Source organism: Vibrio sp. 10N.286.49.E11, assembly GCF_041469505.1.
GTDB lineage: Bacteria > Pseudomonadota > Gammaproteobacteria > Enterobacterales > Vibrionaceae > Vibrio > Vibrio crassostreae_C.
In genome coordinates this window covers 17,572-44,271 of record NZ_JBFRKQ010000002.1, presented here as the reverse complement: position 1 = coordinate 44,271, position 26,700 = coordinate 17,572, and the positions used below count along the sequence as shown (strand labels likewise).

At 42.7% G+C, this 26,700-nt stretch carries 21 protein-coding genes and 1 pseudogene; 10 read left to right on the top strand and 12 right to left on the bottom strand.

Features of this window, described 5'->3' with window-relative positions; all coding sequences use genetic code 11:
- The first annotated feature begins 269 nt into the window (after positions 1-269).
- A complete protein-coding gene (locus AB4167_RS00445) occupies positions 270-1,724 on the top strand; it encodes an FAD-dependent oxidoreductase (protein WP_136978591.1) in 1,455 nt (484 codons plus the stop codon).
- 180 nt (positions 1,725-1,904) lie between these two features.
- Here the strand turns inward: AB4167_RS00445 and AB4167_RS00440 are convergent, their stop codons facing one another.
- The 3 genes from AB4167_RS00440 to AB4167_RS00430 all read right to left on the bottom strand — a co-directional run bounded on the left by AB4167_RS00440 (position 1,905) and on the right by AB4167_RS00430 (position 4,478).
- Entirely contained in the window at positions 1,905-2,855 is a 951-nt protein-coding gene (locus AB4167_RS00440) for a biotin-dependent carboxyltransferase family protein (protein WP_372135962.1), read from the bottom strand.
- Positions 2,848-3,600: an allophanate hydrolase subunit 1 gene (locus AB4167_RS00435; RefSeq protein WP_372135961.1), complete on the bottom strand. Its 753-nt coding sequence runs from the start codon at positions 3,598-3,600 to the stop codon at positions 2,848-2,850. Before AB4167_RS00435 ends, AB4167_RS00440 begins: the two co-directional genes overlap by 8 nt.
- A 134-nt stretch (positions 3,601-3,734) precedes the next feature.
- Positions 3,735-4,478, bottom strand: a complete 744-nt coding sequence (locus tag AB4167_RS00430) for a 5-oxoprolinase subunit PxpA (RefSeq protein ID WP_102320812.1) — start codon at positions 4,476-4,478, stop codon at positions 3,735-3,737.
- A 375-nt stretch (positions 4,479-4,853) separates the two neighbouring features.
- Between AB4167_RS00430 and AB4167_RS00425 the strand changes: the two genes are divergently transcribed.
- The 3 genes from AB4167_RS00425 to galE all read left to right on the top strand — a co-directional run bounded on the left by AB4167_RS00425 (position 4,854) and on the right by galE (position 8,462).
- Positions 4,854-5,390 (top strand): YfiR family protein, encoded by a 537-nt coding sequence (locus AB4167_RS00425; protein WP_102394476.1) that lies wholly within the window; start codon positions 4,854-4,856, stop codon positions 5,388-5,390.
- The gene (locus tag AB4167_RS00420; RefSeq protein WP_102394475.1) at positions 5,390-7,366 is read left to right on the top strand and encodes a diguanylate cyclase domain-containing protein; all 1,977 of its coding nucleotides are present in this window, start codon (positions 5,390-5,392) and stop codon (positions 7,364-7,366) included. The genes AB4167_RS00425 and AB4167_RS00420 overlap by 1 nt, the downstream gene beginning before the upstream one ends.
- A gap of 82 nt (positions 7,367-7,448) precedes the next feature.
- Positions 7,449-8,462, top strand: coding sequence for a UDP-glucose 4-epimerase GalE (gene galE / locus AB4167_RS00415; RefSeq protein WP_372135960.1), 1,014 nt, complete (start codon positions 7,449-7,451; stop codon positions 8,460-8,462).
- A gap of 339 nt (positions 8,463-8,801) precedes the next feature.
- On the opposite strand, the gene AB4167_RS00410 is transcribed toward galE, so the two are convergent.
- Positions 8,802-10,949: a TonB-dependent hemoglobin/transferrin/lactoferrin family receptor gene (locus AB4167_RS00410; protein ID WP_102320809.1), complete on the bottom strand. Its 2,148-nt coding sequence runs from the start codon at positions 10,947-10,949 to the stop codon at positions 8,802-8,804.
- 225 nt (positions 10,950-11,174) lie between these two features.
- On the opposite strand from AB4167_RS00410, the gene AB4167_RS00405 reads away from it, so the two are divergent.
- Positions 11,175-12,062 (top strand): LysR family transcriptional regulator, encoded by an 888-nt coding sequence (locus AB4167_RS00405; RefSeq protein ID WP_102320808.1) that lies wholly within the window; start codon positions 11,175-11,177, stop codon positions 12,060-12,062.
- Here AB4167_RS00405 and AB4167_RS00400 read toward each other — a convergent pair.
- Positions 12,054-14,735 carry a GNAT family N-acetyltransferase gene (locus AB4167_RS00400; RefSeq protein WP_372135959.1) on the bottom strand — a complete coding sequence of 894 codons (2,682 nt, stop codon included), beginning with the start codon at positions 14,733-14,735 and terminating at the stop codon, positions 12,054-12,056. The two genes, AB4167_RS00405 and AB4167_RS00400, sit on opposite strands and share 9 nt — an antisense overlap.
- Before the next feature lie 216 nt (positions 14,736-14,951).
- Between AB4167_RS00400 and AB4167_RS00395 the strand changes: the two genes are divergently transcribed.
- Together AB4167_RS00395 and AB4167_RS00390 are read left to right on the top strand one after the other, a co-directional pair.
- A complete protein-coding gene (locus tag AB4167_RS00395) occupies positions 14,952-15,515 on the top strand; it encodes an SPOR domain-containing protein (RefSeq protein WP_017069919.1) in 564 nt (187 codons plus the stop codon).
- A 179-nt stretch (positions 15,516-15,694) separates the two neighbouring features.
- Positions 15,695-16,690 carry a D-alanine--D-alanine ligase gene (locus AB4167_RS00390; protein ID WP_372135958.1) on the top strand — a complete coding sequence of 332 codons (996 nt, stop codon included), beginning with the start codon at positions 15,695-15,697 and terminating at the stop codon, positions 16,688-16,690.
- A gap of 155 nt (positions 16,691-16,845) precedes the next feature.
- Here the strand turns inward: AB4167_RS00390 and AB4167_RS00385 are convergent, their stop codons facing one another.
- Positions 16,846-17,814: a tyrosine-type recombinase/integrase gene (locus AB4167_RS00385; RefSeq protein ID WP_017060094.1), complete on the bottom strand. Its 969-nt coding sequence runs from the start codon at positions 17,812-17,814 to the stop codon at positions 16,846-16,848.
- A 100-nt stretch (positions 17,815-17,914) separates the two neighbouring features.
- Between AB4167_RS00385 and AB4167_RS00380 the strand changes: the two genes are divergently transcribed.
- From AB4167_RS00380 to AB4167_RS00370, 3 genes and pseudogenes are all read left to right on the top strand, one after another.
- Positions 17,915-18,283: a DUF3319 domain-containing protein gene (locus AB4167_RS00380; protein WP_372135957.1), complete on the top strand. Its 369-nt coding sequence runs from the start codon at positions 17,915-17,917 to the stop codon at positions 18,281-18,283.
- 3 nt (positions 18,284-18,286) lie between these two features.
- A complete protein-coding gene (yciH, locus tag AB4167_RS00375) occupies positions 18,287-18,598 on the top strand; it encodes a stress response translation initiation inhibitor YciH (protein ID WP_008221404.1) in 312 nt (103 codons plus the stop codon).
- A 1,030-nt stretch (positions 18,599-19,628) separates the two neighbouring features.
- Positions 19,629-20,049 (top strand): annotated as a pseudogene (locus tag AB4167_RS00370) (GGDEF domain-containing protein); the annotation flags it as partial.
- Positions 20,050-20,610: 561 nt separating this feature from the next.
- Here AB4167_RS00370 and AB4167_RS00365 read toward each other — a convergent pair.
- The 6 genes from AB4167_RS00365 to pntB all read right to left on the bottom strand — a co-directional run bounded on the left by AB4167_RS00365 (position 20,611) and on the right by pntB (position 26,690).
- Positions 20,611-20,763: a YoaH family protein gene (locus tag AB4167_RS00365; RefSeq protein ID WP_004731009.1), complete on the bottom strand. Its 153-nt coding sequence runs from the start codon at positions 20,761-20,763 to the stop codon at positions 20,611-20,613.
- Positions 20,764-20,804: 41 nt separating this feature from the next.
- Positions 20,805-21,959, bottom strand: coding sequence for a conjugal transfer protein TraF (locus tag AB4167_RS00360; protein WP_017069084.1), 1,155 nt, complete (start codon positions 21,957-21,959; stop codon positions 20,805-20,807).
- Positions 21,960-22,009: 50 nt separating this feature from the next.
- Positions 22,010-22,897, bottom strand: a complete 888-nt coding sequence (locus tag AB4167_RS00355) for a DUF2861 family protein (protein WP_029235234.1) — start codon at positions 22,895-22,897, stop codon at positions 22,010-22,012.
- Positions 22,897-23,556, bottom strand: coding sequence for a response regulator transcription factor VxrB (gene vxrB, locus AB4167_RS00350; protein WP_017060099.1), 660 nt, complete (start codon positions 23,554-23,556; stop codon positions 22,897-22,899). The genes AB4167_RS00355 and vxrB overlap by 1 nt, the downstream gene beginning before the upstream one ends.
- Positions 23,531-25,003 (bottom strand): sensor histidine kinase VxrA, encoded by a 1,473-nt coding sequence (vxrA, locus tag AB4167_RS00345; RefSeq protein ID WP_372135956.1) that lies wholly within the window; start codon positions 25,001-25,003, stop codon positions 23,531-23,533. Before vxrA ends, vxrB begins: the two co-directional genes overlap by 26 nt.
- Positions 25,004-25,292: 289 nt before the next feature.
- Positions 25,293-26,690, bottom strand: a complete 1,398-nt coding sequence (gene pntB / locus AB4167_RS00340) for a Re/Si-specific NAD(P)(+) transhydrogenase subunit beta (protein ID WP_017064580.1) — start codon at positions 26,688-26,690, stop codon at positions 25,293-25,295.
- Positions 26,691-26,700: the final 10 nt, after the last annotated feature.

Genomic DNA, 26,700 nt, shown 5'->3' with positions numbered 1-26,700 from the left:
ATCCACAAAAACGGTGGATAACTTTAGGGATAAGTTAACCGCTATGTTTTAAGAGTACTGAGGCAGCCTTTATGTGGCGTCACTTAGGACAAATTTGACTGTTAGAATAACCTTTAAAACCCTATCTGGAGTTATTGAGTCAAGAGATTATTTATGTTTTTTACATAGATATTAAATCCCGCCTATCTAAGACCTTGATAAAAATGTGTTTTAATTCATCGCAGAACAAAAGTAGAATAGAGGCAGTTAATCTTATTCTACAGAACACGATGAACCACAACAAAACGGATACAAATCAACCTTCTATTGCCATTGTTGGTGGTGGTATTGCCGGAACAACGAGCGCGATTCACTTTAGTGAGTTGGGTTTTAAGGTCACTATCTTAGAAAAAGGGCCGAGTTTGGTTAATGGTCCACCAATTTGCCACCTGCACGCTGGCGGCAATTTGTATCGAGATATTTCTGTAGAGCAGTGTCTTCAATTGCTCACACAGTCAATTGATACCGTCCGCTTATTCCCTCATACGATCAATATTCGTCCGACAATCATCGCCGTTCCGCACAGTGATGGTGGAGAGCCGTTGGATCTGCTTCCTCGTCTCAAGATAATCAAAAGCGCTTATGCCGATCTTGTTAAACAAGATAAAAGCAACCAAGTGCTTGGTGACCCGGAAGAGTATTATAAGCTGTACAGCAAAGAAGATTTATTAGCACTTTCTGCAAAAACGCAGCCTCTGAAACCAACATCGCTTGATGATTGGTGTATTCCTTTCGCCAAGCATACGGATTTAGAGACTCTTAAGTATCCTGTTGCGATGGTTCAAGAGTACGGTTGGAGTGTATTCCGCTTATCTGCGACCGCTCAATTGTCTTTAGGGCAACAAGCTAACTGTACTGTGTTCACCAACAGCCGATTACAATCTGTTGAGTCGACAGGCCAAGGCTGGTCTTTGACTTATACCGATGCCGAAAACCAAAGCTGCCAACTAACGACCGATTACTTGATTAATGCGAGTGGGTTTGAAACGGGTATTGTGGACGACTTTGTTGGCTCTAAGCAGCAAAGACTTGTTGAATTTAAAGCTGCGTACGTTACCGAGTGGCCATATTCGCAAGAATGTAAGGAAGAATGGCCAGAGGTTATCTTCCATGGCCCGAGAGGCACACCGCAAGGCATGGCGCAATTGACGCCATATGCTGATGGTGTGTTCCAACTTCACGGTATGACAGAAGGGATTACTCTGTTCGAGGGTGGGCTTGTTTCATCGTCAACAGACTCGTCACAGCCACAGTTGCCTTCGAAGCTGCTTAAGAAAATCGTATCGGGTTGGAGTGAAGAGCAGCTTGAATTAAGAACTCGCGCGGCAATAACGCATATGTCTCAGTTCATCCCAAGTTTCAGTTCTGCATTGGTCGGTGGTAAACCTTTGTTTGGTGCACAACAGATTCCGGGAACCGATCCAAGCTTAAGAGCTTCAGACGTTTCATTCTGTGGAGATCGCTATGCTCGACTTGAAGTAGTAAAAGCTTCTTCAACATTAGAAGCGGCACAAAAGGTCGCTGAGCAATGGTTTGATGTATCAGAGGCGGCATCTATTGAAGACACACACTCAGTGACAATGTCACTTAATCTAAATGATATTGAAAACAGAGCGATAGATTTGACACAAGAACGTGGATACCCAGAAGCGCTTGCCAAGGTGTCAGGTCAAGATCACGCTTAATAGCCTATAATTAGTCTATCATCATCGACTGCGTTTAATTTCTTCAATTCGGCTTACCTATTACAGTAAGCCGAATCTTCATTTCAACATCTGCTTAGATACCGAACCTCATCTAAATGACATCTTCCTAGTTGATTATTCTCAGCTACATAGCATTTAGCACATAACACATCGCAAAAACTAATAGCCGAAAAACTGAGCCCATTGGCACCAAACATCTTGTAAGCCCAAGCGATCGCCCTTGCTGAACGATATCGCATGTCCAGGTTTTGCTTGCGCCAAGCGTGGTAAATCGATTCTGGCGACACATCCTATCTTCGGATAACCACCTATGGTCTGTCTATCATTAAGCAGCACGATAGGCTGTCCATCTTGTGGAATTTGAATCGCACCTAAGGCAATGCCTTCTGACAATAGCGAAATGTCAGGCGAGTCGACGGGTTCGCCACTGAGTCGATAACCCATCCGATTTGAGTTTTGGTCAACGTGATATTCCACGTTATACAAAGTTTCTCTTGCTGACTTGGAGAATAGCTCGCTTTGATAGCCTTCAATCACTCGTAGGTTCACGGGTAGATTGTAATTAGGCGTGTATCGGAAGGTAACACTCAACGCTTTAAACGGGCGCGAGAGTTGATGTTGGGTAAAAGCGATTTGTTGCCCTTGCTGGCATGGATCTCCATCTTGCGTTAATCCACCAATCTTTTCACGAGTCACTGTAGAGCAGCTATCAAGAGTTGATGGGACATCGAAACCGCCCTTAATGGCTAAATACGCCCTTAGACCATTTTTAGGCAAACTAAATGAGAGAACTTGCCCTTTAAAAGCTTGAAAAGTGCACCAGTTAGCCTGTGGTTTACCATCGAGCTTCGCTTGTAAATCACCCCCGCATAGCGCCATCTCACAATCAAAATCGATTCGTAACGCGCATTGCCCAAGCGTGATTTCCAACGCCGCTTGGTTGACTGGGTTGCCCAATAGATGATTGGCCCAGCTATAAGAGTAATCATCAACCGGTCCACCTTGCGTTAATCCAAGATGAGCAACACCAAATCGCCCAAAGTCTTGAATCAAACTCAACGGACCGGGCTTAATCACTGTCAGTGTTGGTTTAGCTTTTGTCTTAGCCATTTACGATGCCTCCACCCAACTCTACAAACTCTTGTTTTGAAATCGCGTTGAAACGGACTGTGTCACCAACATTAAGCAGAGACAGCGGTCTTTGCGTGATATCGGCGTTCTTCAATTGGCTATGATCGAACAACGGAAGCGGGCAATTGCCAATAATATTCCAGCCGCCCGGTGAATCCGAAGGGTACACAGCTGTTTTAGTATTCGCGATGGCGATACTGCCTTTGGGCACATTTAAGCGGGGTGTGGAGTGCCGGGGTAAGGCAAGCTCATTAACCACATCCGACATAAAGGCAAAGCCAGGCGTAAACCCAATAGCACTGACGCTGTATGTCTGTGAGGTGTGATATTGAATAATCTCGTCCAGAGACAGACCTTTGTCTTGATATCGGTCTAAATCGAGCGCCGTTTCTGGTGAGTAATAGGCAGGAAGCTCAATCGTATCGCGAGTTTTACTAATACTAGAAAAGGTCGATAGAGCGTGATTCAACAAATTATTGAGTTGTTCAATGAGCTGCTGTTCTGATATTCGATAAGGTAGGTAATCGACCAATATAGTTTGGTAAGCCGGCGTCACATTCATCAACACCGGTGCTAAATTTTGGCGAATGGCATCGGAAAAGTGAGCCATGTAATGCGCATATTCGGCGCTAGATTGATTATTTGAAGGCGATAGTGTCAAAGTCACTAAAACGCTGCATTCCGCGACTGGCGCTATATTGAATTCAATCTGATTCGTCGTCATTTCGTTTCCATACGTTTGTTATCTTGCCTTTTTTAGCTTACTTGGCGTGTCTCACTTCCGTGTCCAAGCCAATACAAATCAATTAGATCTCACGAGCGATTAGACCATGCGTCATACCAATCACACGCTTCATACTAATTAAAAGCGTTGAGGTCTTGTCTGATTTTTCTAATTAATGCGATGGATTGAGGGTTATCACCATGAACACAGATAGTATCAGCTTCAATAGGCAGTCTTTCGCCCTCTAAAGTCGTAACCGAGCCATAGTTAATGATTTGCATAACTTGGTTATAGATATCGTCTTGATTGACGTAAACCGAGCCTTTTTGAGTACGTGGCGCTAATTGTCCGTTATTTAAATAAGCACGGTCGGCAAACGCTTCAAACAAGAGAGGCAAGTCATGGTCGTCAGCAATATCCAAATACTGTTGATTGTCTGATGAAGAGAGAATCATCAACGGGATGTTAAACTCAGCGACGGATTGGGCTACCGCATTGAACACATCAATGTTTGCCATCATATCGTTATAAAGAGCGCCATGAGGTTTCACATAGCCAACAGTGGTATGGTGATAGCGGCAAAGGGCTTGTAATGCACCGACTTGATAACAAACCAGCTCACTGATTTCGTCCATGGTGTGTGGAATAGAACGGCGACCAAAACCAACGAGATCTTGATAACCGGGATGAGCACCAATTTGGGTGTGATAGTGCTGCGCCAGTTTTATCGTCTTGGACATAACGTGCGGATCAGACGCGTGGAAGCCACAAGCGATGTTTGCCATATCGACCCATTCCATGACCGACTCGTCATCGCCCATCTTCCAATTGCCGAAACTTTCTCCCATGTCGCAATTAAGCAAAATCTTCGTTGTCACGTGGTGCTAATCCTTTACGTTGAGGTAAGTAATGACGGTCTTATAAATACCATAAATAAACAGTGACCTAACTCAAACTTTCGACACCGTAGATTTACCAGTATGGCATTTCATATATAGTTGAACTATTGATTAAAGGATTAATATCTATCTGTATATTAGGTGAGCACATGATATCCCGCCAGGTTTGCTTAGGACTAGCATTAACGATACCTGTTTTTGTCTCTGCTCAAGAAAACTCTCTAGACCAGCTCATGTCGATGAGCCTTGAAGAGTTGTCTATGTTAGATGTCGAAATGGAAACGGCTTCGAAAGTGACACAAAAACTTACCGAGATTTGTGTCAACCAAGAGTCCGTATATGTGAGGATCTCTCATGAATTCTAAGTGGCTCAAGTACCGTATTAAGCTCGGTTTTACGAAACTCAGCCTTGCCACTATAGCTATGTTTATTGTGCCTTTGAATACATCGGCGGCTAGTTTCAAGCCTTATGAAGTGAAAGCGGTGTACCTTTTTAGAATTGCCAACTTTATTCGTTGGAACGACGAGAGCACCATGAATACGGTTAACTTCTGTGTGATTGGCGATGAGAAGGTAAGCAAAGCACTGACGTCGATTACACAAGGGAAATCTATTCGTTCTCTCGCTATTCAAGTACATCAATTGGTGACTCCTAAGTGTGATATCACTTATCTATCTGATCTCGATAATGATGAATTTAGCCGTAAAGCCCACTCACCACATACTGTGACGATTAGCGATATCCCAAACTTTACGGACATGGGAGGAGTCATTGAGCTAACGCACATCGATAATAAGCTAAAGCCTAAGATCAACTTAGTGAATGCAAGACGCGGTGAATACGTCATTGGCTCAAACCTGTTACGAATCGCTATAGTGGAGGGCCAATAATGTTGTCTTTCATTAATAATTTATCTATTAAAAACAAGCTGATATTACCGATTGTCATCTTCATCGCAGTTACTTTTGTGACGATTCAATCAATTAATTACACTGTCACTTTTGAGCGAGAGAAAGAGAGTCTTATTCAGCGAGTTAAAGTGTTAGCACAAGGTGTTGCTTATAACCTACAGGCCGCGATTCTATTTGAGGATAAATCTTCGGCTCAGGAGATTTTGTCAGCCTTCGTTGCGGATAAAGATATCGTCAGGGTGAAGCTCTATGACATTAATGAACAGCTTTTTGCGAGTTATCAAGTCAGTAATACGCTGGTTCCAAGGCCGAATACCGATGAATTAAATGACATCGCGGATCACCAATTTGCAATCTCCGAGAATTTCATCTTTTTGCTTGTTCCGGTGACGCTGGATGACGCTGTGATCGCTAACTTGAGAGTGACAATATCAAAAGAAACGTTTAATACGATCTTAACGAATATTTTCAAGGTTGCGGCCGTCTACTTGCTGTTTCTTGTGATCTTAGGCGGGGGATTGGTCAAATTGGTTCAACGCTTGATTATCGATCCAATGTTTGACCTTAATGAGGCGATGCAAGCTTTTGTTGAACGTCGTTCAGAACAACCAAAATTAGTCGCAACGAACCACGATGAGATAGGGGATCTGGTTCGAGCTTTTAATACCATGCTCGAAAGACTTCAACATCGTGACAACCAAATCAATTTTACGCTCGATAAACTACAAGAAGAAAAGTCGTTTGCAAATGAGGTAATTGAAACTGTTCAGCACTCGTTGTTGGTAGCCGATGAAAAAGGGTTCATCGTTCATGCGAACGCTGCTACTCGTGACATTTTTAAATGTACCGAAGCGTTTCTTGAAAATTTGTTGATCCAAGAGTTGATCGCGACAAAGCAAACTGGGCTCTTACAAGAGGTTATCGACGCTAAGATTGAGCTCAATGACGAACTACTCGAAACCACCGATCTCTTTCACTCAAAACGCTGGCTTCGTGTGAGTAGCCGTTCGTTGCCAAAGCACGGTCGTATTCTTTATGCAATCCAAGATGTCACGGGGATGGAAACGGCCATGAGTCGCCAGCGTATCGCTGCGGGTGTTTTCGAAAACAGTAAAGACGGCTTGATCGTGCTCAACTCATCCAATGTGATAACCATGGTTAACCCGGCGATCACACAACTTCTCGGTTATCACTCTGATCTGCTGGTGGGCAAAACACCATTTGAAGTATTTTCGTGGCAGCAATTTTCATCATTGATGCCGACAATTCGCAGTTCGTTAGACAACTATGGTCAATGGCAAGGCGAAGTGTGGGAGAAAAGCGCGTCCGGCACGTTAGTTCCAATGTTTGTCAAAGTGAATCGAATTGCCTCAGACAACGAGAAAGACGAGTTTGATATGGTATTAACGCTGTCTGATTTATCCAACGTTAAAGAGATGGAAAGACTCGAACACTTGGCTCATCACGATGCATTAACCGGGTTAGCGAATAGAGCGCAGCTGTATAAGGTTATGGATGATGTTGTCACGTCGAGCCACTATTCAAATCAGCATTTTGCGGTTATTTACTTGGATTTGGATGGCTTCAAAGAAGTGAATGACAACTATGGTCACGATGCGGGTGACGAAATCCTTAAAGAAGTGTCAAACCGGTTATTATCTCAGGTAAGAGCGGGGGATTTGGTTGCACGTTTGTCGGGTGATGAATTTGTTCTTATTATTAAACAGACAAACAAAGTCTTATTAGCGAAGTTAGCCGAGCGATTGTTGGATCTGATCGGGCAAGAAGTGAATTATAAACAGCGTTCACTTCATGTTGGGGCGAGCTTAGGTATCAATTTAGTTGATGGCTCAGAGCGTGATATTGACGTGATTCTAAAGGTTGCTGATGAGGCTATGTACCAAGCGAAACGCAAAGGAAAAGGTCAGTTTGTGTTCGCTCGTGAGGGTAAATAGGCACCGGTGTTTGTGAGCTCACCCTAAGTTGTTGTATCATAAGTGATAGGTTGAATATTTTTAATTAAAAGGTCTGCTAAGCATGAATGTTTTAGTTACAGGTGGCATGGGTTACATTGGTAGCCATACAAGTATCCAGATGATCAACGCAGGTATGACACCTGTACTTTTTGATAGCTTGTACAACAGCAAACCAAGCGTTCTAGAGCGCATCGAAAAAGTCTCGGGCGTTCGTCCCAACTTCATTGAAGGTGACGTTCGTGATAAAGCGCTTTTGACTGAAACTATGAAGCAACACAACATCGAAGCGGTTATCCATTTTGCTGGTCTGAAAGCCGTCGGAGAGTCTGTGGAAAAGCCTCTTGAATACTACGACAACAACGTAAACGGCACTTTAGTTCTTGTTGATGCAATGCGTGATGCGGGTGTAAAAACCTTGGTATTTAGCTCTTCAGCAACGGTATACGGTGATCCTGCAAGTGTGCCAATTACTGAAGACTTCCCAACAAGCGCTACCAACCCATATGGTCGTAGTAAACTAATGGTTGAAGAGTGTTTAACCGATTTCCAAAAAGCCAATCCTGATTGGAGCATTACACTGCTGCGTTACTTTAACCCTGTAGGTTCACATCCAAGTGGTGAGCTAGGTGAAGACCCGCAAGGTATCCCAAATAACCTAATGCCATTTGTCTCTCAAGTAGCAGTGGGCCGCCGTGAATTCCTATCTGTATTTGGTAGCGATTATCCAACAAAAGACGGGACTGGCGTTCGCGATTACATCCACGTAATGGATCTGTCTGATGGCCACATCGCAGCGCTTGAGAAAGTAGGGTGCAAAGACGGTCTTCATATCTACAACCTTGGTACGGGTAACGGTTCAAGTGTGTTAGACATGGTTAAAGCATTCGAACAAGCAAGCGGTAAAGAGATCCCTTACAAGCTAGTTGAACGCCGTCCTGGTGACATCGCAGAATGTTGGGCAGACCCAGCCAAAGCTCAGAAAGAACTTGGTTGGAATGCAAGACGTACACTGACTGAAATGACTGAAGATACATGGCGCTGGCAGTCAACCAATCCTGATGGTTTCCCTGGTTGATCTAGTTGTTTCATGAATAGTTAACTTACAAAAAGATGCTTTAGGGCATCTTTTTTGATCTAAATCGAATAAAAAGTAAATTAGTGGTTAAAAAGTATCATTCTGTATCTGTTGTGTTATTATCCACGCGAATTATATGTTTAATGTTAATTTTCTTTGGAGTTAATCATGGAACTAGGCCTAATCATCACTTTCATCATTGCTGCAGCAGTAATGGTTAAGAAAGAAATGGCAGAGAAGTAATTTCACTTTATCCCTTTTTGATACAATTTTTAGTGAAATAATAAAAGCCAGCATTTAGCTGGCTTTTTAGTATCTGCAATTCAGGTTTTTAACGAATTAGAATTCGTACTTAGCTGAAATACCGTAGTTTCTTTCTGCTTGAGAGTTCTCTTTATAAAGCTCATCATCGCCGCGAATATCATTCCAACGGTAGTACTCTTCGTTAGTTAAGTTGAATACTCCACCACGAATAGTAAGATCTTTCATTGGCTTGTAGTAAGCCGTCAAGTCAACAACCGTTGCACTCGGAAGCTCAGCTTGACCAGCGTTACCGCCGCTTTCGTCATCGAAGTTGATGTCTGAACCAGACTTGTTAGCCGTGTAGTTTAACTTAAGGCTAGTACCCCAGTTTTGGTTTGGAGCGTCGTAGTTAAGACCTAATACAGCATTCCAAGGGTTGACACTATTTAGTGCATTACCGTTTCCATCTTCACCTTCTGTGTATGAAGCAACGAAGTGAGTTGAGATACCCTTAGGTGCACCAACCAAAACATCCCATAGTAACGTGTTAGAGAATTCAACACCCTTAATTGTTGCCGAATCTAGGTTAACGTTAGAGTAGTGTGTCGTTCCGCCAACTTTTTTCGTTACCACTGTTTCGATGAAATCATCGTAATCACTGTAGTAAGCCGCTATTTCAGACGATGAAGCCTGTGTATTATGACGGTAACCTAGCTCGTAAGAGATACTGGTTTCTGACTTAAGGTCCGGGTTTGGATCGTTTACGTAACCATGTCCTGGGTTGTCATACGTGTAGTACAGTTCATCGAAAGAAGGGGCTCTAAAGCCTTGGCTAATCTGGCCAAAAATGGTGCCTGTATCAGTAAGTTTGTATGTTGAGCCTAAACGTCCAGTTACCGCAGAATCAGAGAAGTCCGTAAGTGACTCACCCGTATTTTTACCAGGGTCTGTAGAGAAGTAATCGAAACGAACACCTGGAGTAACAACAAGTTTGTCGTTCATTAGGCTAATTTCGTCTTGTACAAACAGACCAAACTTCTGCTCTTTAGCATCAGGAGTGTATACATAAAGCTGATCATCAGTATCAGGATCAGAGTTGTACTCCATGTTTGTATTGCTAATATCACTATGTGTGTATGTTGCACCATAAACTAGGTAATGGTTGTTAATCTGTTTATCTAGCTGAGTTTCGATCTCAAGCTTATCTTCGGTGTATTCATAGTCTTTTGTTTGAAGATTGTCATTGTTAGCAGGAACATAAGGTGGGAAACCGGGACCTGCCGGTTTAAAGCGCTTCGTCACCCCATTTTCTTCTTTAGAGATGTATGACACTTTGCTCGTCACTGTGTCAGCGATAGCGCCATCAGCGAACCAAATGTGTTTAATCGCAAATCGATTTTGCTCTGTATCATCTGCACCCGTGTAGCTATCGTAGCTTGAGTGATAAATATCAGAGTCAGAAGTATCCTTAATTAGCTCAGCTAGAAACTCGATACGGTGGCTTTCGTTCAATTGGTATTGCAATTTTACCAATAGGTTATCTGCAGATGTATCTTGATCTTCTACTGCGTAATTCTCTAAGTTATTAGAGTCGCGGAAGTTTTGAAGCTCTTCACCATCACGGCGAGTGTAGGCAACCAATGTTTCCAAATCACCAAATCGATTAGCTAATGCAACGTGCTCACTGAAAGAGTTATCTTCTGAAGAGTAAGACAGTTTCGCTTGGCCACCGAAGTCTTCGCCATCTTTCAAGAAATCAGAAGGGTCTTTGGTTTCGAATGCAACAACACCACCAATAGCGTCGCTTCCGTGTAAACTTGAAGCTGCACCTTTGATGATTTCAACGCTTTTCAGCATATCTGGGTCGATTGAGATACCGCTAGAGTTAATAAATGCATAAGGGCCACCATCAAATGAACCTGGTTGCGATGAGTCATCTACTAAGATCTTAACGCGCTTACCTTCCATGCCACGAATATTGATAGTTTGTGCACCTTGACGAGAGCTTGAGTTCATCGTTACACCCGGAGTGTATTCGAAGATTTCATTAACATCTTTTGCCATGTTCTCTTCGATTTGCTCGTCAGAGATGACCGTCACAGAAGCTGCTGTATTGATAAGTGTTTGATTAGTACGAGTCGAAGATACAACAACCTCGTCAAATAGGGCATAATCTTCAGCAAAGGCTGATGTTGATGAAAGCGCTAAAACGATTGAAGCAGAGAGTAGGGATTGCTTATACATCTGATAGTTACCTTAATTCCATAGTATTATCTTGATTTGGGAAAGATAATATTGGATCTAAATGATAATTACTATTATTTGCATTTCAATTTATTTGTACTTTTGTCATTAAAAATACGCTTAAACCGTATAACTCATTGTATTAAAAGACCTTTAATGGTTCCATTTATCTGGTGAATGCTTCCATTTTTGTGATTAACCTCTCATTTATAAAGTAGGAAACTGATGCATAGTCCAATAACACTTGAAGCATTACACATATTAGATGCCATCGACCGACGTGGAAGTTTCGCCGCTGCAGCCAATGAAATGGACAGAGCACCTTCATCACTCAGTTATCAAATCCAGAAGCTTGAACAAGATCTGGACATCATGATTTTTGACCGTTCTGGACATCGTGCAAACTTCACAGAAGCGGGCCAGTTGATACTTGAGCAAGGTAGGGTAATTCTTGGAGCAACAGAACGCCTTGTTAATGAGGCAAGCATTCTAGCCAATGGTTGGGAGCTCGATTTGACCATCGCCTTTGATGGCATTATCCCGATTGCTAACTTTTTCCCACTGGTAGATGAACTAGGAAAAATCAGTAAAACACGCGTTCGTTTGCAAGAGGAAATCTTAGCGGGTTGTTGGGAATCTCTCACAGATGGTCGTGCTGACTTATTGATATGCCCTAAGCTCGATACAATTCCAAACGATATGAAAAGTGACGTAATTGGTAAAATGGAGATGGTGTGGGTCGCGGCATCAAGCCACTATGTTCACAATCGTTCTGGTGAATTCGATCAGAAGGCGAGAGAAAGTTACAGGGTTATTGCCATTGCAGACACCGCACGCGATCAGCCAGCACTAAGCATCAATATTCTAGAGAAACAGCCACGTTTAACCGTGACAAGCTTTCCTGCGAAAGTAGAGGCTTTGACATCAGGACTAGGGATTGGCACCTTACCGAATAGTGTCGCTAAACCTTTGATTGAATCTGGCGTACTACAGCAGATCTCCGGTACAGAACCACAACCGATCGATATTGTTATGGCTTGGCGACGCAACAAAATGGGCGACGCCAAGTCTTGGTGTATCCAACATCTTAAAAAGACATGGGCGTTAAAGTAACGGTAACACCATATCTGCAGTACCATCTTCAAAACTGATATCTAGCTTAAAACCGAGCTTTTGAGCTAGTGTCAGCATCCCTCTATTGGTTGGCATCGTCATACCCGACATCTGCTTGGTCTGCTTCGCACGGCAGTAATCGATAACCTTGGTCATAAGAATGCGACCTAGACCAACACCTTTAAGGTCAGAACGAATCAATATTGCGAATTCGGCGTCTGTGTTCTCAGGGTTAATCAGCGCACGGGACACGCCGATGATCGCTGGAACGCCTTGTTCCTCGCGAACGACCACAAAGGCGATTTCTCTATCGAAATCAATCTGAGTGAAATTCGCCAACGCCTCATGATTGAATTCACCGACATCACTAAAGAAACGCTTATAGAGATCTTCCTTAGACACACGGTTAATGAAGTCAGCATGAAGCGGTTCATCTTCGGGAAGAATAGGGCGTAACAACACTTCGGTTCCATCTTTTAGCTGGATACGTTCTTCAAGCTCGACCGGATAAGGGCGAATCGCAAGACGTTCCTGTGGATCACCTTCGTACGCTTTCAAGAGGATATCGGCATCTAATATCGTGAACTTGTCACCATTGGCCAGTACTGGATGGATATCCAAATCATGTATTTCAGGGCAATCCACTACCATTTGCGATATACGTACCAATAACTCAGACAAACCTTCTATATCGATGGGGTTAGGGAGTTTTTGTAGACGAATCTTGCCGCTTTTTATCGCTCGAATAATCAAGTAACGCGCCAGTGTCATGTTGAGCGGTGGAAAAGCAGCTGCGGCATCAATCGACTCATCCCACTCCGAACCACCTTGTCCAAGTAATATGATTGGGCCGAAGGTTTCGTCTGTTGTAACCTTAATACGCAACTCTTGGCCGCCCGCGAGCTTAGCCATACCTTGAATTAACAAGCCGTGGATGTTTGCTGTAGGGAAGGATAATTGAGAACGATCGAGAATTGCCTGAGCCGCATTGGCAACTTCACTGCTGTTTCGCAAATTGAGCATCACGCCTTGTACGTCTGACTTATGTGCAATATCCGGCGAACGTAATTTTACTGCGACGGGATAACCGATCGTTTCAGCGATGTGTACCGCTTCACTTGGGTCAGAAGCGATCCAAGTTGGTAACACATCGAGGTTGAAGCTCTTGAAAAACTGACTGTTTTGGTGAGTATCAAGGCTAACTGTATCTTTATCCAGTAGTTTTCTTTCTATCCAACCTTTCGCATCTGCTAGATCTTCAATGTGTACTTTTTCTGCAGTGGTCGGCGTTTCCATTAACTGACGTTGGTTACGTCTGTACTCGACTAAGTGCATGAATGCGACCACAGAGCTTTCAGGGGTCCGATAAGTTGGGAAACCCGCTTCGGTAAACAGCTTTCGTGCGGGCCTTGCTGTTAGCTCACCAGACCAATTCGTCAGGATGTTAAAGCGCTTGTGGCGAGGGTGCTTCTTAATCGCTTCAATAATTCGTTCTGCCGTTTTAGCGGAATGTGCGACCGCTGAAGGGCTGTGCATGATAAGAATCGCGTCTGCTTCATCGCCATCGAGTAAGATGTTTATAGTGTCGATATAACGTTGATCACCAGCGTCGCCGACAATATCGATAGGATTGCTATGAGACCAACTCGATGGTAAAACCTTGTTCAACTTATCAAGTGTCTCTTCTGAAAACTCTGCGAGCTTACCACCGCGGTCAAATAGGGTGTCCACAGCCATAATCGCAGGGCCGCCACCATTAGTAACAATAGCCAAGCGCTCGCCTCGCAATGGTACTGAATGAGTCAGTGTTTCTACCGCAGCAAACAGTTCATGTAAGTTCTTAACTCGTAGCATGCCGCTGCGTCGGATTGCGGAATCATAAATAATATCTAATGTGTCGGCACCGCCAGTGTGAGCCATTGCTGCGGCTCTGCCTTTCGCCGTTCGACCGCCTTTCAACACCAAAATTCGTCGGTTACGCGAAGCCGCACGCGCTGCAGAAATAAAGCGCCTCGCATCAGTAATGCTGTCTACATAAAGCAATATCGCTTCGGTGTGAGAGTCGGTACTGAGATAATCCAATAACTCCGAGAATTCGATATCGCTACCATTGCCTATAGAGATAAACGCCGAAAAACCGATCTCTTTGTCATTAGCCCAATCGAGAATAGTGGTACACACAGCTGCCGACTGAGAAACAAAGGCGATCTTACCGGGTAATGCTGTCACTGGAGAGAATGAGGCGTTCAAATTTAACCAAGGAACAATCACCCCCAAACTATTGGAACCCAACACTCGAATGTTGTGCTTTTTGGCAATCGCTAGGCATCGTTCATCATACGTCTCACCATTATCGCTTTCTTGCTGCATGTCTGAAGAAAGCACAATGACAGAGGCTATACCTTTCTCAGCCAGTTCTTCAAAAATAGCGACATTACGGGTCGCATTGGTACACAAGATTGCGAGGTCAGGAACAATCGGTAACGACAAAATGTTCTTGTAAGAAAGCACACCGGCCACTGAATCATATTTCGGCGTAACCGGCATCACCGCACCTTTAAAATCCCCATGCAACAAATTGTTCATAACAATATATCCTGCGCGTGTTTCTCGTTGAGAAGCACCAACAACAGCGATTGAACGGGGTTTAAGTAGGGGATCAAGATGATTCATAGACATATCCTAGCAATGCACGTAAGTTCATCGTAACTTACTTTGCACTCACAGGTTGATGGCAAATTCACCGAATTCAGATGAATAAGCAAACACTGCATAAAGTTTGTGAAATAGGTCACCCACTAATGGTGTATAATCCCAAAGTTAACTTGATTCTAAACCGACGTATCGGCATGATTTATAGTAATTATTATTAAGGATATAGAGCTTTCCATGAAAAAATTTGCAATTGTGACTTTGCCACTGCTCTTGGCTGCGTGTGTATCTGACGACTACGTTACCAATGTCACTTCAGATAGTTATCAAGAAGAGTACAAAACGGCAAAAGTTGAAGCTCCAGTTGTATCTCAATCTGAGCAAACAAGCGTTGTTGAAGAAAATGTTGTCAACGTTATCAGAACCGAACCTGTTGAACAGAAAGTCGCTCAAACGACTCAAGCTAAGCCAGTTGCAGTAGTGACAGGCCCAACCAAGAAACAACAAGACATGAACCAACGTTTTGGTTACACAGTTCAAGTTGTTGCTGTTGGCAGCCAAAGTAAAGTCGATTCTTTCGTGAAAATGCTACCTACGACTTCTCAACCAGTTTGGGAAAACTACAAAATGGTTAACGGCACTAAGTGGTTCACGGTACTTTATGGTGACTACGCAACACGCTTAGAAGCTAAAAAGGCAATCTCAACACTGCCGAACACTTTCCAAAACTTGAAGCCGTTCGTTAAGAGCATTGATGACATCAAGAACTCTGAATACCCAACGCTTAACAAGTTGAACTAAGTTTTGATTCATAAAGAAGGGGCAAATGCTCCTTCTTTTGTTTTAAGACTCGCTGTTTTGTTTAATAGTTAATCGCTCGATCTTTCGAACGCAATTTTAACAATCAAAACACTGTACCTATCTCGACTTTTGTTTATCATTGAAGTCAGTACTCCTAGTTTCAAGGACCGAATTTACCCATGAACACCACAAACATCCTTCTACTTTGCGGCGGTGGATCTTCAGAGCATGAAGTATCTTTAGTTTCAGCCAATTACCTTTTTGAACAACTTAATAGCGTTGCAGATTTTAACGTTGTAAGAGTTGAAATTAAGAACGAAGGCTGGTGTCTTGATTCAGGTGAATTGGTTTATCTTGATATTAACGACCAAACCTTACGCGGTGACAATTTAACATCTAAAGTCGATTTCATTGTGCCGTGCATACACGGTTTCCCAGGTGAAACAGGTGACATTCAATCACTGTTTGAAATGGCTAAAATTCCATACCTAGGTTGTGGTCCAGAAGCAAGCAACAACAGCTTTAACAAAATCACGTCAAAGCTTTGGTACGACGCACTTGGTATTCCAAACACGCCGTACCTGTTCTTATCAGACAACAATGATCAAGCTCACTCACAAGCAACTCAAGCATTTGAAAAGTGGGGTAAAGTGTTTGTGAAAGCGGCTCGTCAAGGTTCTTCTGTAGGTTGTTACCAAGTTAACCAAGTAGAAGATTTAAGCGAGGCTATCAACAAGGCGTTCACTTTCTCGGACCAAGTATTGGTTGAGAAATCAGTGGTGCCTAGAGAGCTAGAAATTGCTGCTTATGAAATCGATGGCGAGCTACACATCAGCAAGCCGGGTGAGGTGATTGCACCGAATGGCGCATTTTACTCTTACGAAGAGAAGTACAGTGCAGACAGCCACTCGATCACTGAAGTTGAAGCAAGTAATTTAACTGACGAACAGCGTGAATTGATTGCAGACAGCGCACGAAAAGTCTTCACCCAGATGAAGCTTCGTCACTTGTCTCGTATCGACTTCTTTTTAACGCAAGACAACGAGATCTACCTGAACGAAGTCAACACCTTCCCAGGTATGACGCCAATCTCCATGTTCCCTAAAATGGTTGAGCATGACGGCCACAAATTCAGCCAGTTCTTAGAAAACTGCGTGAGAACAAGCCTTTCTTAGGTTTCTAACTCGTTTTCGTTCACTTAGAGCTGAACCAACAAGTGCCTTGAGCTTTCGCCAAGGCGCTTTTTGTTTTTAACGCTAACCGTTTTTACAAATATCGTTTTAACCATAACTTATATCAAAATAGTAATATCCAAGTAATCTGCGACCCGTCATTGCCAAGGTATTAACGCCTTAAACTTCATCTTCTCACTATCAGCCGTTCCCGTGAAACCGACATATTGAGCTGGCATTGCCGGGCTAAGCCAACGACCAAAGTCCTGAATCTCTCTCACCTTAAGACCTTGTTTCGACAACTCTTGTGCAGCACCAACACGAATCGAATTTCCAGAGAAATGGTGATTTTCTGGCAGTTGAAGTAAGTCGCTAGCTCTTCTCAATATCCTATAGATGGACGAATCATCTAAAGGCTGCAAACCAATATTCTCATGCTTGTCTATCGCACGAAATACTGGCAAGTCATCTTGTATACCAGTAAACGAAAGCCAACGTTGAAGTGCAACACTGGCTATTTGTGACAACTGATAAGCCGAATCTTTGACTGTTACTTGGTAATGATCTTCAACGTACTCAACATCACTCATCGATAACAACTTAAGCTCTGAGCGCTTTAAAGCACACTCGAACATCACGTTATAAATAGCAATGTCTCTGATCTCTTTCAGGTTTGCTTTCTCATGGGAGAGTAACGTATTCAAATCAGTGAGATGCACAGATGTCATAGCATTGGTTTGTTTAGCGTCGCCGGCCATTTGAGATTGTAAGTGGAGTAGGGTAAAGCGAACTTGCCTGTGCTTGATCGGGTTAGCAAAGCTCAACACAGTATGTAACATGCTAAGCGTTGCAGTGTAACGTTTTAGCGATGCGTATTTTCTATCGTTAGACTCCGTTTCAAGAAAACGACGAACAGCGGTTATAGATGCGGGAAGTGTGTTAATACGATGTTTGGTACAGAACGCATGATAGCGATTCCAATCACTGTAAATGCCCAACAGTGAATTGCGAGAGTATTGAAATCCTGTCAACTCATCTATAATTTCTATTGTCGCGTTGCTGTTTAATTTTTCAACAAATGAATTAATTATCACAGAGTCAGTTAAAATAGGGACTTTTTTTCTCAAATTACCATACCTCGACAGGTGTTTTTACCATATTATGCTTGATATCATTATTAGTATACTTATGATTAATGCAGTGAAAACAGAAAGATGATTAATAGATATGGCTAATTCAATTTACCGAAGCGTCCATCTTCAATCGATAGATGCTAACAACACAGTTTGGCGTGCTAAGTTAAAAAACAACGTTATTCAGGGCAACCTAGCTGCCGTGAAAAAGAGTATTGATTGGTGGATTGATACCGCATCTATTATTGATCCAAAAGAATTCATGTCATTAAATAAGTCGAGAGGAACTGGTGGCTCGACTGAAAACTTCAACGGCTACCAAATCAAGAATGACACCGGTGAGCCTAATGTGTGGTATTGCATGTTTAACGGTCGCTTAATCAAAGGCGGCAAGGTTGCAATCCAACGCCATATAGAAGCTTACTTACTCGCAAAACAAAAAGCAGAGCAACAAAAGAAGTAAATTATGAGCCTAGTATATTCAACAGAAACAGGTCGCATTAAGCCTGAAGAAGAGAAAGTCCAACGTCCTAAAGGCGATGGTATCGTTCGAATCCAAAAAGAAACCAAAGGCCGTAAAGGCAAAGGCGTTTCTGTCGTAACTGGCTTAGACCTAGATGACGCACCATTAAAACTAATGGCAGCAGAACTCAAGAAAGTTTGCGGCTGCGGTGGCTCAGTAAAAGATGGCAACATCGAAATTCAAGGTGACGCGCGCGACAAGATCAAAGCGCACCTTGAAAAGAAAGGCTACAAAGTTAAATTTGCTGGCGGTTAATCTCTAACTAATACCAGGGTTAAAATCGAAGATTATTATCACTGGTTATTAGGTATTTTATGGTAAATAGCCAGTATGGTTAAATACACAGTATAAATTAGAGAATATCGGCACAATACAAAGGCAGGGCATCACACAAAGATACCTGCCTTATAAACATCAAAATCCATTTAACATAACGTACATAATACGCAGTTAATAATGCGTGTAGTTAATTCTAAAGGTAGTATTCTCATCTTTTGTCCTTAAAATCCTTGTTCCAACTGACTCTCACGCTTCTTGCGCCGTTCAGAGTTTTCTTATCGCATTTGAAATCTAATAATTATATGTACGGCCAGCGTCTACACAATTCAATCTTCATTCAGAAAATCTAATTGACGCGAAACTTTGTCCGTCTGGTTTAACTTATATGCCACTTCTCTGTTTGCACTAACGGTTCGCTGCGCTGTGTGCAATTCTTGTAAGCATTGCTGTTGTTTCTATTCCAGATTTCACACACGCGACCAATGTTTCTTATCAACTGCACATGCTTAGCTCTCGTTTAAATCCATCAACTAATAAAGTTCGTGTGTCTTATGTAGACCCGCACACAGATTTTTCAAACCTTCTTAACGATTCTCTCTAGAGTTAGTACTTTGTGTTCAGTTTGCATAGATTCATTACACTTATTGCTGGTACACAACACCGATACTTGGGAGATCCATAATCACGGTTTGCCCTGAAATTACGTTCAATTGGACTTAGGTAGCTTTGGTAATAAACCTAAGAGTTACTTTAAACCCATTGCGCTTAATTTTTCTTTACTTGTTTTCTCTAACTGATATGCCTGCTTTGAAGTCGCAATGGTGTTACCGCCTGAGATTAGAAAGCTTATAATGTTTATCGACACATGTAATCAATAAGTAAAGTGACACTGTAGCTAGCTATACAGGTAAAGCTTGGTCCTATGGAACACAAAATAAAGAACCCAAATAATAACTGTATATTTACACAGTTAAATTATTATCCCCTTAAAAACGTTACCTTTCGTATAAATACCGAACAAAAACAACGCTATTTAGGCATATATCTGTCGCTGGGCGCGTATTTTTGCCTAGCAATCACGCTAGTGTTTTAATACGCTCATGGATAAGAACTACATCATCACACCTGACAGATAGCCTACGCGCGTAAATACGGACAGAGACCACGATGGTGGCACCGTAGGCTCATTACATAAGTCAGAAGATGGAATTAAGTTACAGCGTGACTTTGAACAAACCTATAGCTTACCCTTCTGTGAAATTGAGTACGTTAAGAGATCGACCCAAAATAAAGGGCTCGATCTCTCAACGTTCGATTCGGTCACCATCAATATAGAATATGAAGGTCAAGAGGAGCCAAGGTTTCGATTCTACATACGTAACCACGACGACAACTACAGCGCTCAAAGCGACCCTATTTCTAACAAGTTAGCATTCTCAAAGTGATACGCGCCGCATTCCTTAATCGACTTCTACACAACACCTTACGCCTCGTAAGCTTTTTAAATACTTATTCTGTAAAGCACATATGTGGAAACGAAGCTTGCTCTAAGCGGTGGTAAGCCATTCGCGATATCGGTTTTGAACATTACCGCTGTGGATTGTTTCACTCTGTTCTTAGATAAAATCCTCATTTGTCTGCTTCTGATCATTCATGGATTCTCATCCGTTCAAAATACAAGTCACAACGTCACTAGCCGTAAAAACACTATATATTTAGCCATTTAGACATGGTGACACAAATACTGACACCTAAAGTGGCGATTGTTTTACTTTCAGATCTTGCTGTAATTTAATTACAACTCAAAGCCGAGGAATGCCTGAAAAGTGGATTACTCCGACATAACTTGCTGAATATACGGTATTTAATGGTTTTGGGTAGATCGGAATTTAGGGTAACTAAAGAGTTCGGATGTACGAGATAATATACTAGAGGGTAATATATTTAGTTATAGTGCACTAAGGTAATAAAAAAGAAGGGCTGATGCCCTACTCTTCTTTATTACTCATTTCTTCACGAATTTGCTCAGCAACGATTTTGATAGCTTGTGCTGTGCTGATGCCCTGAGTCATCATTTCTTGAATTCGTTCAACAGCTTTCTGTTGTTCTTCGTGAGAAAGGGTTGGTAAGTCGTTTAGCATGCTCTGCTCCTTTATTTAGGAGCAGAACTATATAAGGACTGTTAGTAACTAGCAAGGAAATTGATGGATGCACCCATTGCATTTTCATTCGTGTAGTTAGCACTTAGATCTAGCTGAAACAAGTTCAATGGCGAGATACCAACACCAGCTGTCACTGTTCCTTCTGAATCAGAGTAAGCCAGGTTCTTGTAATACCCTCCCCTTAGCTTAAGCTGACGTAACAGGTCGACTTCAGTACCAACACGAATCATCTGTTCGTTGTCTTCGAACGAAGTAAACTTCTCTGCTTCATTCAAATCATAATCAACACTCAACGTAAAGTAATCAGAAACGATCCCCGCACCAACAGTGTAGACAGGCCCCAGGTTATAAGAATGACTCGATGTTACTGTTCTTGTAGCCCCTGTGCTGCTTGTTAGCTGTTGGCTAACGGATTTAGTTTCAATCTCACGGTCTATAATATTCGTTGCAGAAAAACCCACTCTAAATGGGCCGTAAAACCAAAGCGCACCTGCATCAATATTAAATGTAGTTTCCGCGGTGTCGTTTTCTCGAACATCACTTAGATCGTAGTTTTGTGCCGAGGCAATGTAGTTATACGTATAGATTCTTTGGAGTTTTGGAGAAATACCAAACGACAAATGTTGTCCCATGAACGTTTGATATTTTGCTAATGATATACCAGCTTCCATAATGCCAATAGAAACAGCTTTAACAGCAGTTAACTCAGCATTAACCAAGTCACTATTAGCAGCGTCACTAGATGTATCAGGGGTTACAAATGATTCAGTGTATGCTTTTGCAAATACGTTTGCTGCAATATACTGATTTGGTAGAGCGAATGCTACAACACCACCTAAATCAACATTCAGGCTATCACCATTAAGAGCATCTAGATCAGAACCAGTCACAGTACCTGACTCAATGCTGTCAACTAAATTATCGATATCATCAACTAAGTTATTAGGGTCATTATAATTACCGCCAAAACTTGGCGTGATCATTCCCATGTCATCATTACGACGATAAATCGCAACAAGTGCTGGGTTATAGAATGGAGCAGTTAGGAAGTTTGCTGAAACAACACCAACACCACCCATCGCATCACCACGCGCTTCAATGGCGTAGTTTGCTGCTGAAAGAGGAAGACTGGCGAATGCAATTGACGCTGCGAGTAGTTTTGTGGTTTTTTTCATGCCGTTTATCTTTGTTAGATCCCTTACATAGTTAACGGCACAATTTTAAATTACTTTAACTCTTCTTCGCTAGAAATATCATAAGTTTTGCTGATAGTTTGTGCTTGTTCTATCGCTATGTCGCCTTGCCAGCGTGAATGCACCATTGAAACCGCTAAAACATAGCGATCATTAGGAAGTTCTTCACCAGTAAGGTTCATTGGATAATCAGATTCGTAGCTCTTGCCCCAGACCTGTTCATAGTGTTCATCAACGTAATCGTACAAACCGATTTCGAGCTTAGGGAGCGGACAATAAGGATTGAGTAGTTCTTTTTTATCGATTCGCCACGTGTCTTTTGATGCCCAGCGAACTTGTTGACGCATGGCAACTTCACCCAAAACAACCCAAGTGCTCCAAGACTTTCCGCCATCACCTTTAACGCTTAAACGGTATAAACCGGATTCAAGTTGAGAGGCTAAATTGTAACGCTTGCGGTATAGACTCACCGATGCGTTGTTAACCACTTCACTGTCTTTGGTTAACTCACTGTCCGAAGAAACGATCTTATCGACCCACTTCTCGAAGGTAATGTCTTGAATGTTGTTTTCGGATTCAACATTAATCGATACACGAAAGGTATCTCGGCCAGGGCTTTGAATGATGTGTCTTTTAACGACGACTGAACTAATCCAATCTGGGAGTGTTTTTCTGGTGAGAGTTTTACCACAATCTTTGTTCAATGCTTGATCGAACAGTTCATTGAGGTGATCTTCTCGTGATTGAGACGAGTTGATTTGCCAAACTTCCACTAATGAGTCAAACATCTGAGGTAAATCATTATCTAGCAGATGTTTATGAACTTGAGTCAGAGCATCGCTGCTCTTAAACCAATCCGTTGCTTGCGCGGTATTCGCTACGCAAGAAAACATTAATAGTGGAAGTAAGGCTATTCTCATTACGCTTTCATCTTGTAACCAACGCCACGCAGCGTTTCAATTTCTAGACCCGGCAGTTTCTGTCTTAGTTGCAGAACGTGCGTGTCTACCGTACGTGTTGTTGGGAAATGGTTGTAACCCCATACATGGTCAAGCAGTTCATCACGTGTAAACACACGTCCAAGGTTACTTGCCAAGAACAGTAGAAGGTCAAATTCAGTGCGCGTTAACGTTACTTCCTGTTCATTGAAAAACACTTCACGTGTCGCTTTATCGATAACAAGATTCTGAGCGATAACTTTTGATGCATCTTGTTCTTCAGAATCTGGCAGGCGAAGTTGAGCACGAATTCGAGCAAATAGCTCAGCCTCTGCGAATGGCTTTGTTAAGTAGTCGTTTGCACCTGAATCTAGGCCCGCTACTTTGTCTTTTACTGTCACGAGAGCCGTCAGCAAAATAACTGGGATATCTTTCTTTTTCTTCCAACCTGGAAGTGAATCTACTGAGTCGCCATCAGGAAGTTGACGGTCTAGAATCACTAGATCCGCTTGTTCCCAGTAGCCTTCAACTTCAGAGATCAGTTCTGCATGCAAACATTCATATCCAGCTTGCTCAAGGCTAACTAATAAACCGTCAGCTAAATTTTTATCATCTTCAACGAGAAGCAATGTCTGTTTCACAAGGTATCTCCAAAATAAATGTTGTTGGGGGGCCGATAAGCGTCATGTGACCGCCCATTTTTCCAACCATAGATTCCACTATCGTCAGACCTAAACCGAGTCCACTCTTACTTACGAATGGCTTTCTTAGTTGCCCCCAATCTTTGCGAGACAAGTCTCCATTATCTATAACTTTGAATGTCAGCTTCTTGTCAGAAGTATTCAGTTCTAGAATTACTGGAGCCACACCGTATTTCACGGCATTTCTGATTAGGTTATCGATGCACGTTCCCAACCAATATACGTTCACTTTTGCAGCTATATCTTTGTTTACACGGAGTTCAATCCCCGGCGCAAAGTCTTCTTCAACTTTGTATTGGAGCCACTCTTCAACACTTGGCACCCACTCTGTTGCGAGCGGTTGATTATCTGATTGCAGGTAATCTTTACTTGCTTCCGCCAACTGTCTTAAACGGCGTGTATCTTCACACAGCCTACGGAACTCATCATATACCGATTCTGGTAAGTGTTCGAACTCACGCCTGAACCCTTCCACCGTCAATGACAAACTCGCAATCGGCGTTCTTAATTCGTGCGTTAGGATTTGAAGAACCAGCATGCGACTCTTCATCTCTTGTTTCTTGCTGTTCCAGCGGTAAATCGCCCAACCTAAGACAAGCATGATGTTGGCAATAACCAAGATAAACATGGCGACTTGCAGAAGCTCTGAATGATCTTCTATTTCCCAACATACATTACCGCGCTGAACAAAACAGCTTTTGCCTTCTGAAGACAAACTGAACGATAATCCAGAAAGTGTCGCGTTTTCATTCCAGGCTGATTCTTTGTACAGGTAATATCTGTCGCCGCGTTTTACCCACATTTCGTCAAGCTCGACAAACATGCTAGCACCAGCTAACAGTGCCGTGATGGCCTCACTGTCCATGTTCTGTAAACGAGATAACAGTTCATCATGTTCAGTATTTGGACGCTCTTGAATATGCATAAAGCGTTTCAAAGAGTCGAACTTGTCAGGATACTTCTCTACGTATCGCGCCGCATAAGAACCACCACCAGGGTGAATCAAGCCACTACGGCTAAACCAACGATCAGAAAGCTTGGTTCCTTTACACATTGCACGAGTAAAGACCAAAGGTTCGGTGATCAACGGGCTTAACGGTAATTTCCCGCTACACGTTTTTGATAATTGGTATAAACGCTGTATGTCTTTTAATGGGTACTCTGCGGTTTGTGGCAGCATAGAAGACGGCATGATCAAACGTGTTGGATAATCAGCCTGCAACAATCGAATATCATAAGATTCGATTGCGGTTTCATGATCAAAGAGTTTGGTGAAATTATCGATACGCTCAGGTAAAGAGTCAGCAAGCGCGTTTGCAGACACAGATAACGTAGCGATAAGAAGAGTAAATGTTCTTTTGATGATCACAAACCAACGCAAATTCATATAGATCAACCAAATATATACCATTCGCTATCAAAGATAAATTTTTAACCGCATGAAAAACTTTGAGAATGGCGAGCTACAGAGATAAAGGCCAATATATTACGGCCACATTGTACATACGTACTAGTAGGCTGATTGGCAAGCCAAACCTCAATTGCGACAAGTTTTGCATCAGGCTTCGTCAACTTCGTATCAACTGAGATCACACATAGAGTCGCTTTCGTAAGATAAAAAAAGGAGCTCAAATGAGCTCCTTATCGAGTTGTTACATATTGTTTAGAGGTGATCTCTATAGATGTTCTAAGATACTTAGACAACTCTTTTTAGCATCGCCAAACAGCATCTGCGTGTTCTCTTTGAAGAACAGTGGGTTTTGCACACCGGCGTAACCTGTGTTCATCGAACGCTTGAATACGATAACATTCTGAGCGTTCCAAACTTCAAGTACTGGCATACCAGCAATTGGGCTGTTTGGATCTTCAAGTGCTGCAGGGTTTACGGTGTCATTCGCACCAATTACCAATACAGTATCTGTCTCATCGAAGTCATCGTTGATTTCGTCCATTTCTAGAACGATATCGTACGGCACTTTCGCTTCAGCAAGCAGTACGTTCATGTGACCCGGTAACCTACCAGCAACTGGGTGGATACCAAATCGAACATTAATGCCCTGCGCTCGTAGCTTCTCAGTGATTTCATGCACTGGGTATTGTGCTTGAGCTACTGCCATGCCGTATCCAGGAGTGATGATTACTGACTTAGAGTTTTTCAGCATATCAGCCACATCTTCAGCTGATGTTTCGCGGTGTTCACCTTGCTCTTCATCGCCATCAGACACAACCACTTCTTGGCCGAATCCACCAGCAATAACGCTGATGAAAGAGCGGTTCATCGCCTTACACATAATGTAAGACAGAATCGCACCCGACGAACCAACCAATGCACCAGTTACGATAAGCAGATCGTTTGCAAGCATGAAACCTGCCGCTGCTGCTGCCCAACCAGAGTACGAGTTCAGCATAGAGACAACTACTGGCATATCTGCACCGCCAATCGATGCCACTAGGTGGTAACCGAATGCGAATGCGATAAGTGTCATCACCATTAGTGCGAACATGCTGCCGTCTGCTTTAACGAACATGATCATCAGCAGTGTAGAAACTACGATAGCCGCTAGATTCCACTTGTGCTTATGAGGGATGTTCAATGCAGACGAAGAGATAACGCCACGAAGCTTACCAAACGCAACAATAGAACCCGTGAACGTCACCGCACCGATAAACACGCCAAGGAACACTTCCACTAGATGGATAACGTGCTCTGCATGAATATCTGCAGGGTTGATAGAAACAGCAGCAGGTGGATCGATGTAGCTGTTGTAACCTACAAGTACTGCAGCCATACCTACGAAGCTGTGCAGAATTGCAACCAGCTCTGGCATTTCAGTCATTTCTACTTTTCTTGCGTAGTGGATACCAATACCACCACCGATCACCATAGCAATGATGATCCACACAATACCAGCAGAGTGAGGGCCAAAGATCGTTGCGATCAACGCGATTGCCATACCCGTGATACCGTAATAGTTACCTGCACGCGCAGATTCCTGTTTCGATAACCCAGCCAAGCTCATAATAAAGAATACAGCAGCAACAATATAAGCTGCTTGTACTAATCCTTCAGACATCTGTTACTCC

What these genes read in the sequence shown, in the direction of transcription:
- AB4167_RS00445 (WP_136978591.1), top strand. Translation starts at nt 270, where the DNA reads ATGAACCACAACAAAACGGATACAAATCAACCTTCTATTGCCATTGTT.
- AB4167_RS00440 (WP_372135962.1), bottom strand. Translation starts at nt 2,855, where the DNA reads ATGGCTAAGACAAAAGCTAAACCAACACTGACAGTGATTAAGCCCGGT.
- AB4167_RS00435 (WP_372135961.1), bottom strand. Translation starts at nt 3,600, where the DNA reads ATGACGACGAATCAGATTGAATTCAATATAGCGCCAGTCGCGGAATGC.
- AB4167_RS00425 (WP_102394476.1), top strand. Translation starts at nt 4,854, where the DNA reads ATGAATTCTAAGTGGCTCAAGTACCGTATTAAGCTCGGTTTTACGAAA.
- AB4167_RS00420 (WP_102394475.1), top strand. Translation starts at nt 5,390, where the DNA reads ATGTTGTCTTTCATTAATAATTTATCTATTAAAAACAAGCTGATATTA.
- galE (WP_372135960.1), top strand. Translation starts at nt 7,449, where the DNA reads ATGAATGTTTTAGTTACAGGTGGCATGGGTTACATTGGTAGCCATACA.
- AB4167_RS00410 (WP_102320809.1), bottom strand. Translation starts at nt 10,949, where the DNA reads ATGTATAAGCAATCCCTACTCTCTGCTTCAATCGTTTTAGCGCTTTCA.
- AB4167_RS00405 (WP_102320808.1), top strand. Translation starts at nt 11,175, where the DNA reads ATGCATAGTCCAATAACACTTGAAGCATTACACATATTAGATGCCATC.
- AB4167_RS00400 (WP_372135959.1), bottom strand. Translation starts at nt 14,735, where the DNA reads ATGAATCATCTTGATCCCCTACTTAAACCCCGTTCAATCGCTGTTGTT.
- AB4167_RS00395 (WP_017069919.1), top strand. Translation starts at nt 14,952, where the DNA reads ATGAAAAAATTTGCAATTGTGACTTTGCCACTGCTCTTGGCTGCGTGT.
- AB4167_RS00390 (WP_372135958.1), top strand. Translation starts at nt 15,695, where the DNA reads ATGAACACCACAAACATCCTTCTACTTTGCGGCGGTGGATCTTCAGAG.
- AB4167_RS00380 (WP_372135957.1), top strand. Translation starts at nt 17,915, where the DNA reads ATGGCTAATTCAATTTACCGAAGCGTCCATCTTCAATCGATAGATGCT.
- yciH (WP_008221404.1), top strand. Translation starts at nt 18,287, where the DNA reads ATGAGCCTAGTATATTCAACAGAAACAGGTCGCATTAAGCCTGAAGAA.
- AB4167_RS00365 (WP_004731009.1), bottom strand. Translation starts at nt 20,763, where the DNA reads ATGCTAAACGACTTACCAACCCTTTCTCACGAAGAACAACAGAAAGCT.
- AB4167_RS00360 (WP_017069084.1), bottom strand. Translation starts at nt 21,959, where the DNA reads ATGAAAAAAACCACAAAACTACTCGCAGCGTCAATTGCATTCGCCAGT.
- AB4167_RS00355 (WP_029235234.1), bottom strand. Translation starts at nt 22,897, where the DNA reads ATGAGAATAGCCTTACTTCCACTATTAATGTTTTCTTGCGTAGCGAAT.
- vxrA (WP_372135956.1), bottom strand. Translation starts at nt 25,003, where the DNA reads ATGAATTTGCGTTGGTTTGTGATCATCAAAAGAACATTTACTCTTCTT.
- pntB (WP_017064580.1), bottom strand. Translation starts at nt 26,690, where the DNA reads ATGTCTGAAGGATTAGTACAAGCAGCTTATATTGTTGCTGCTGTATTC.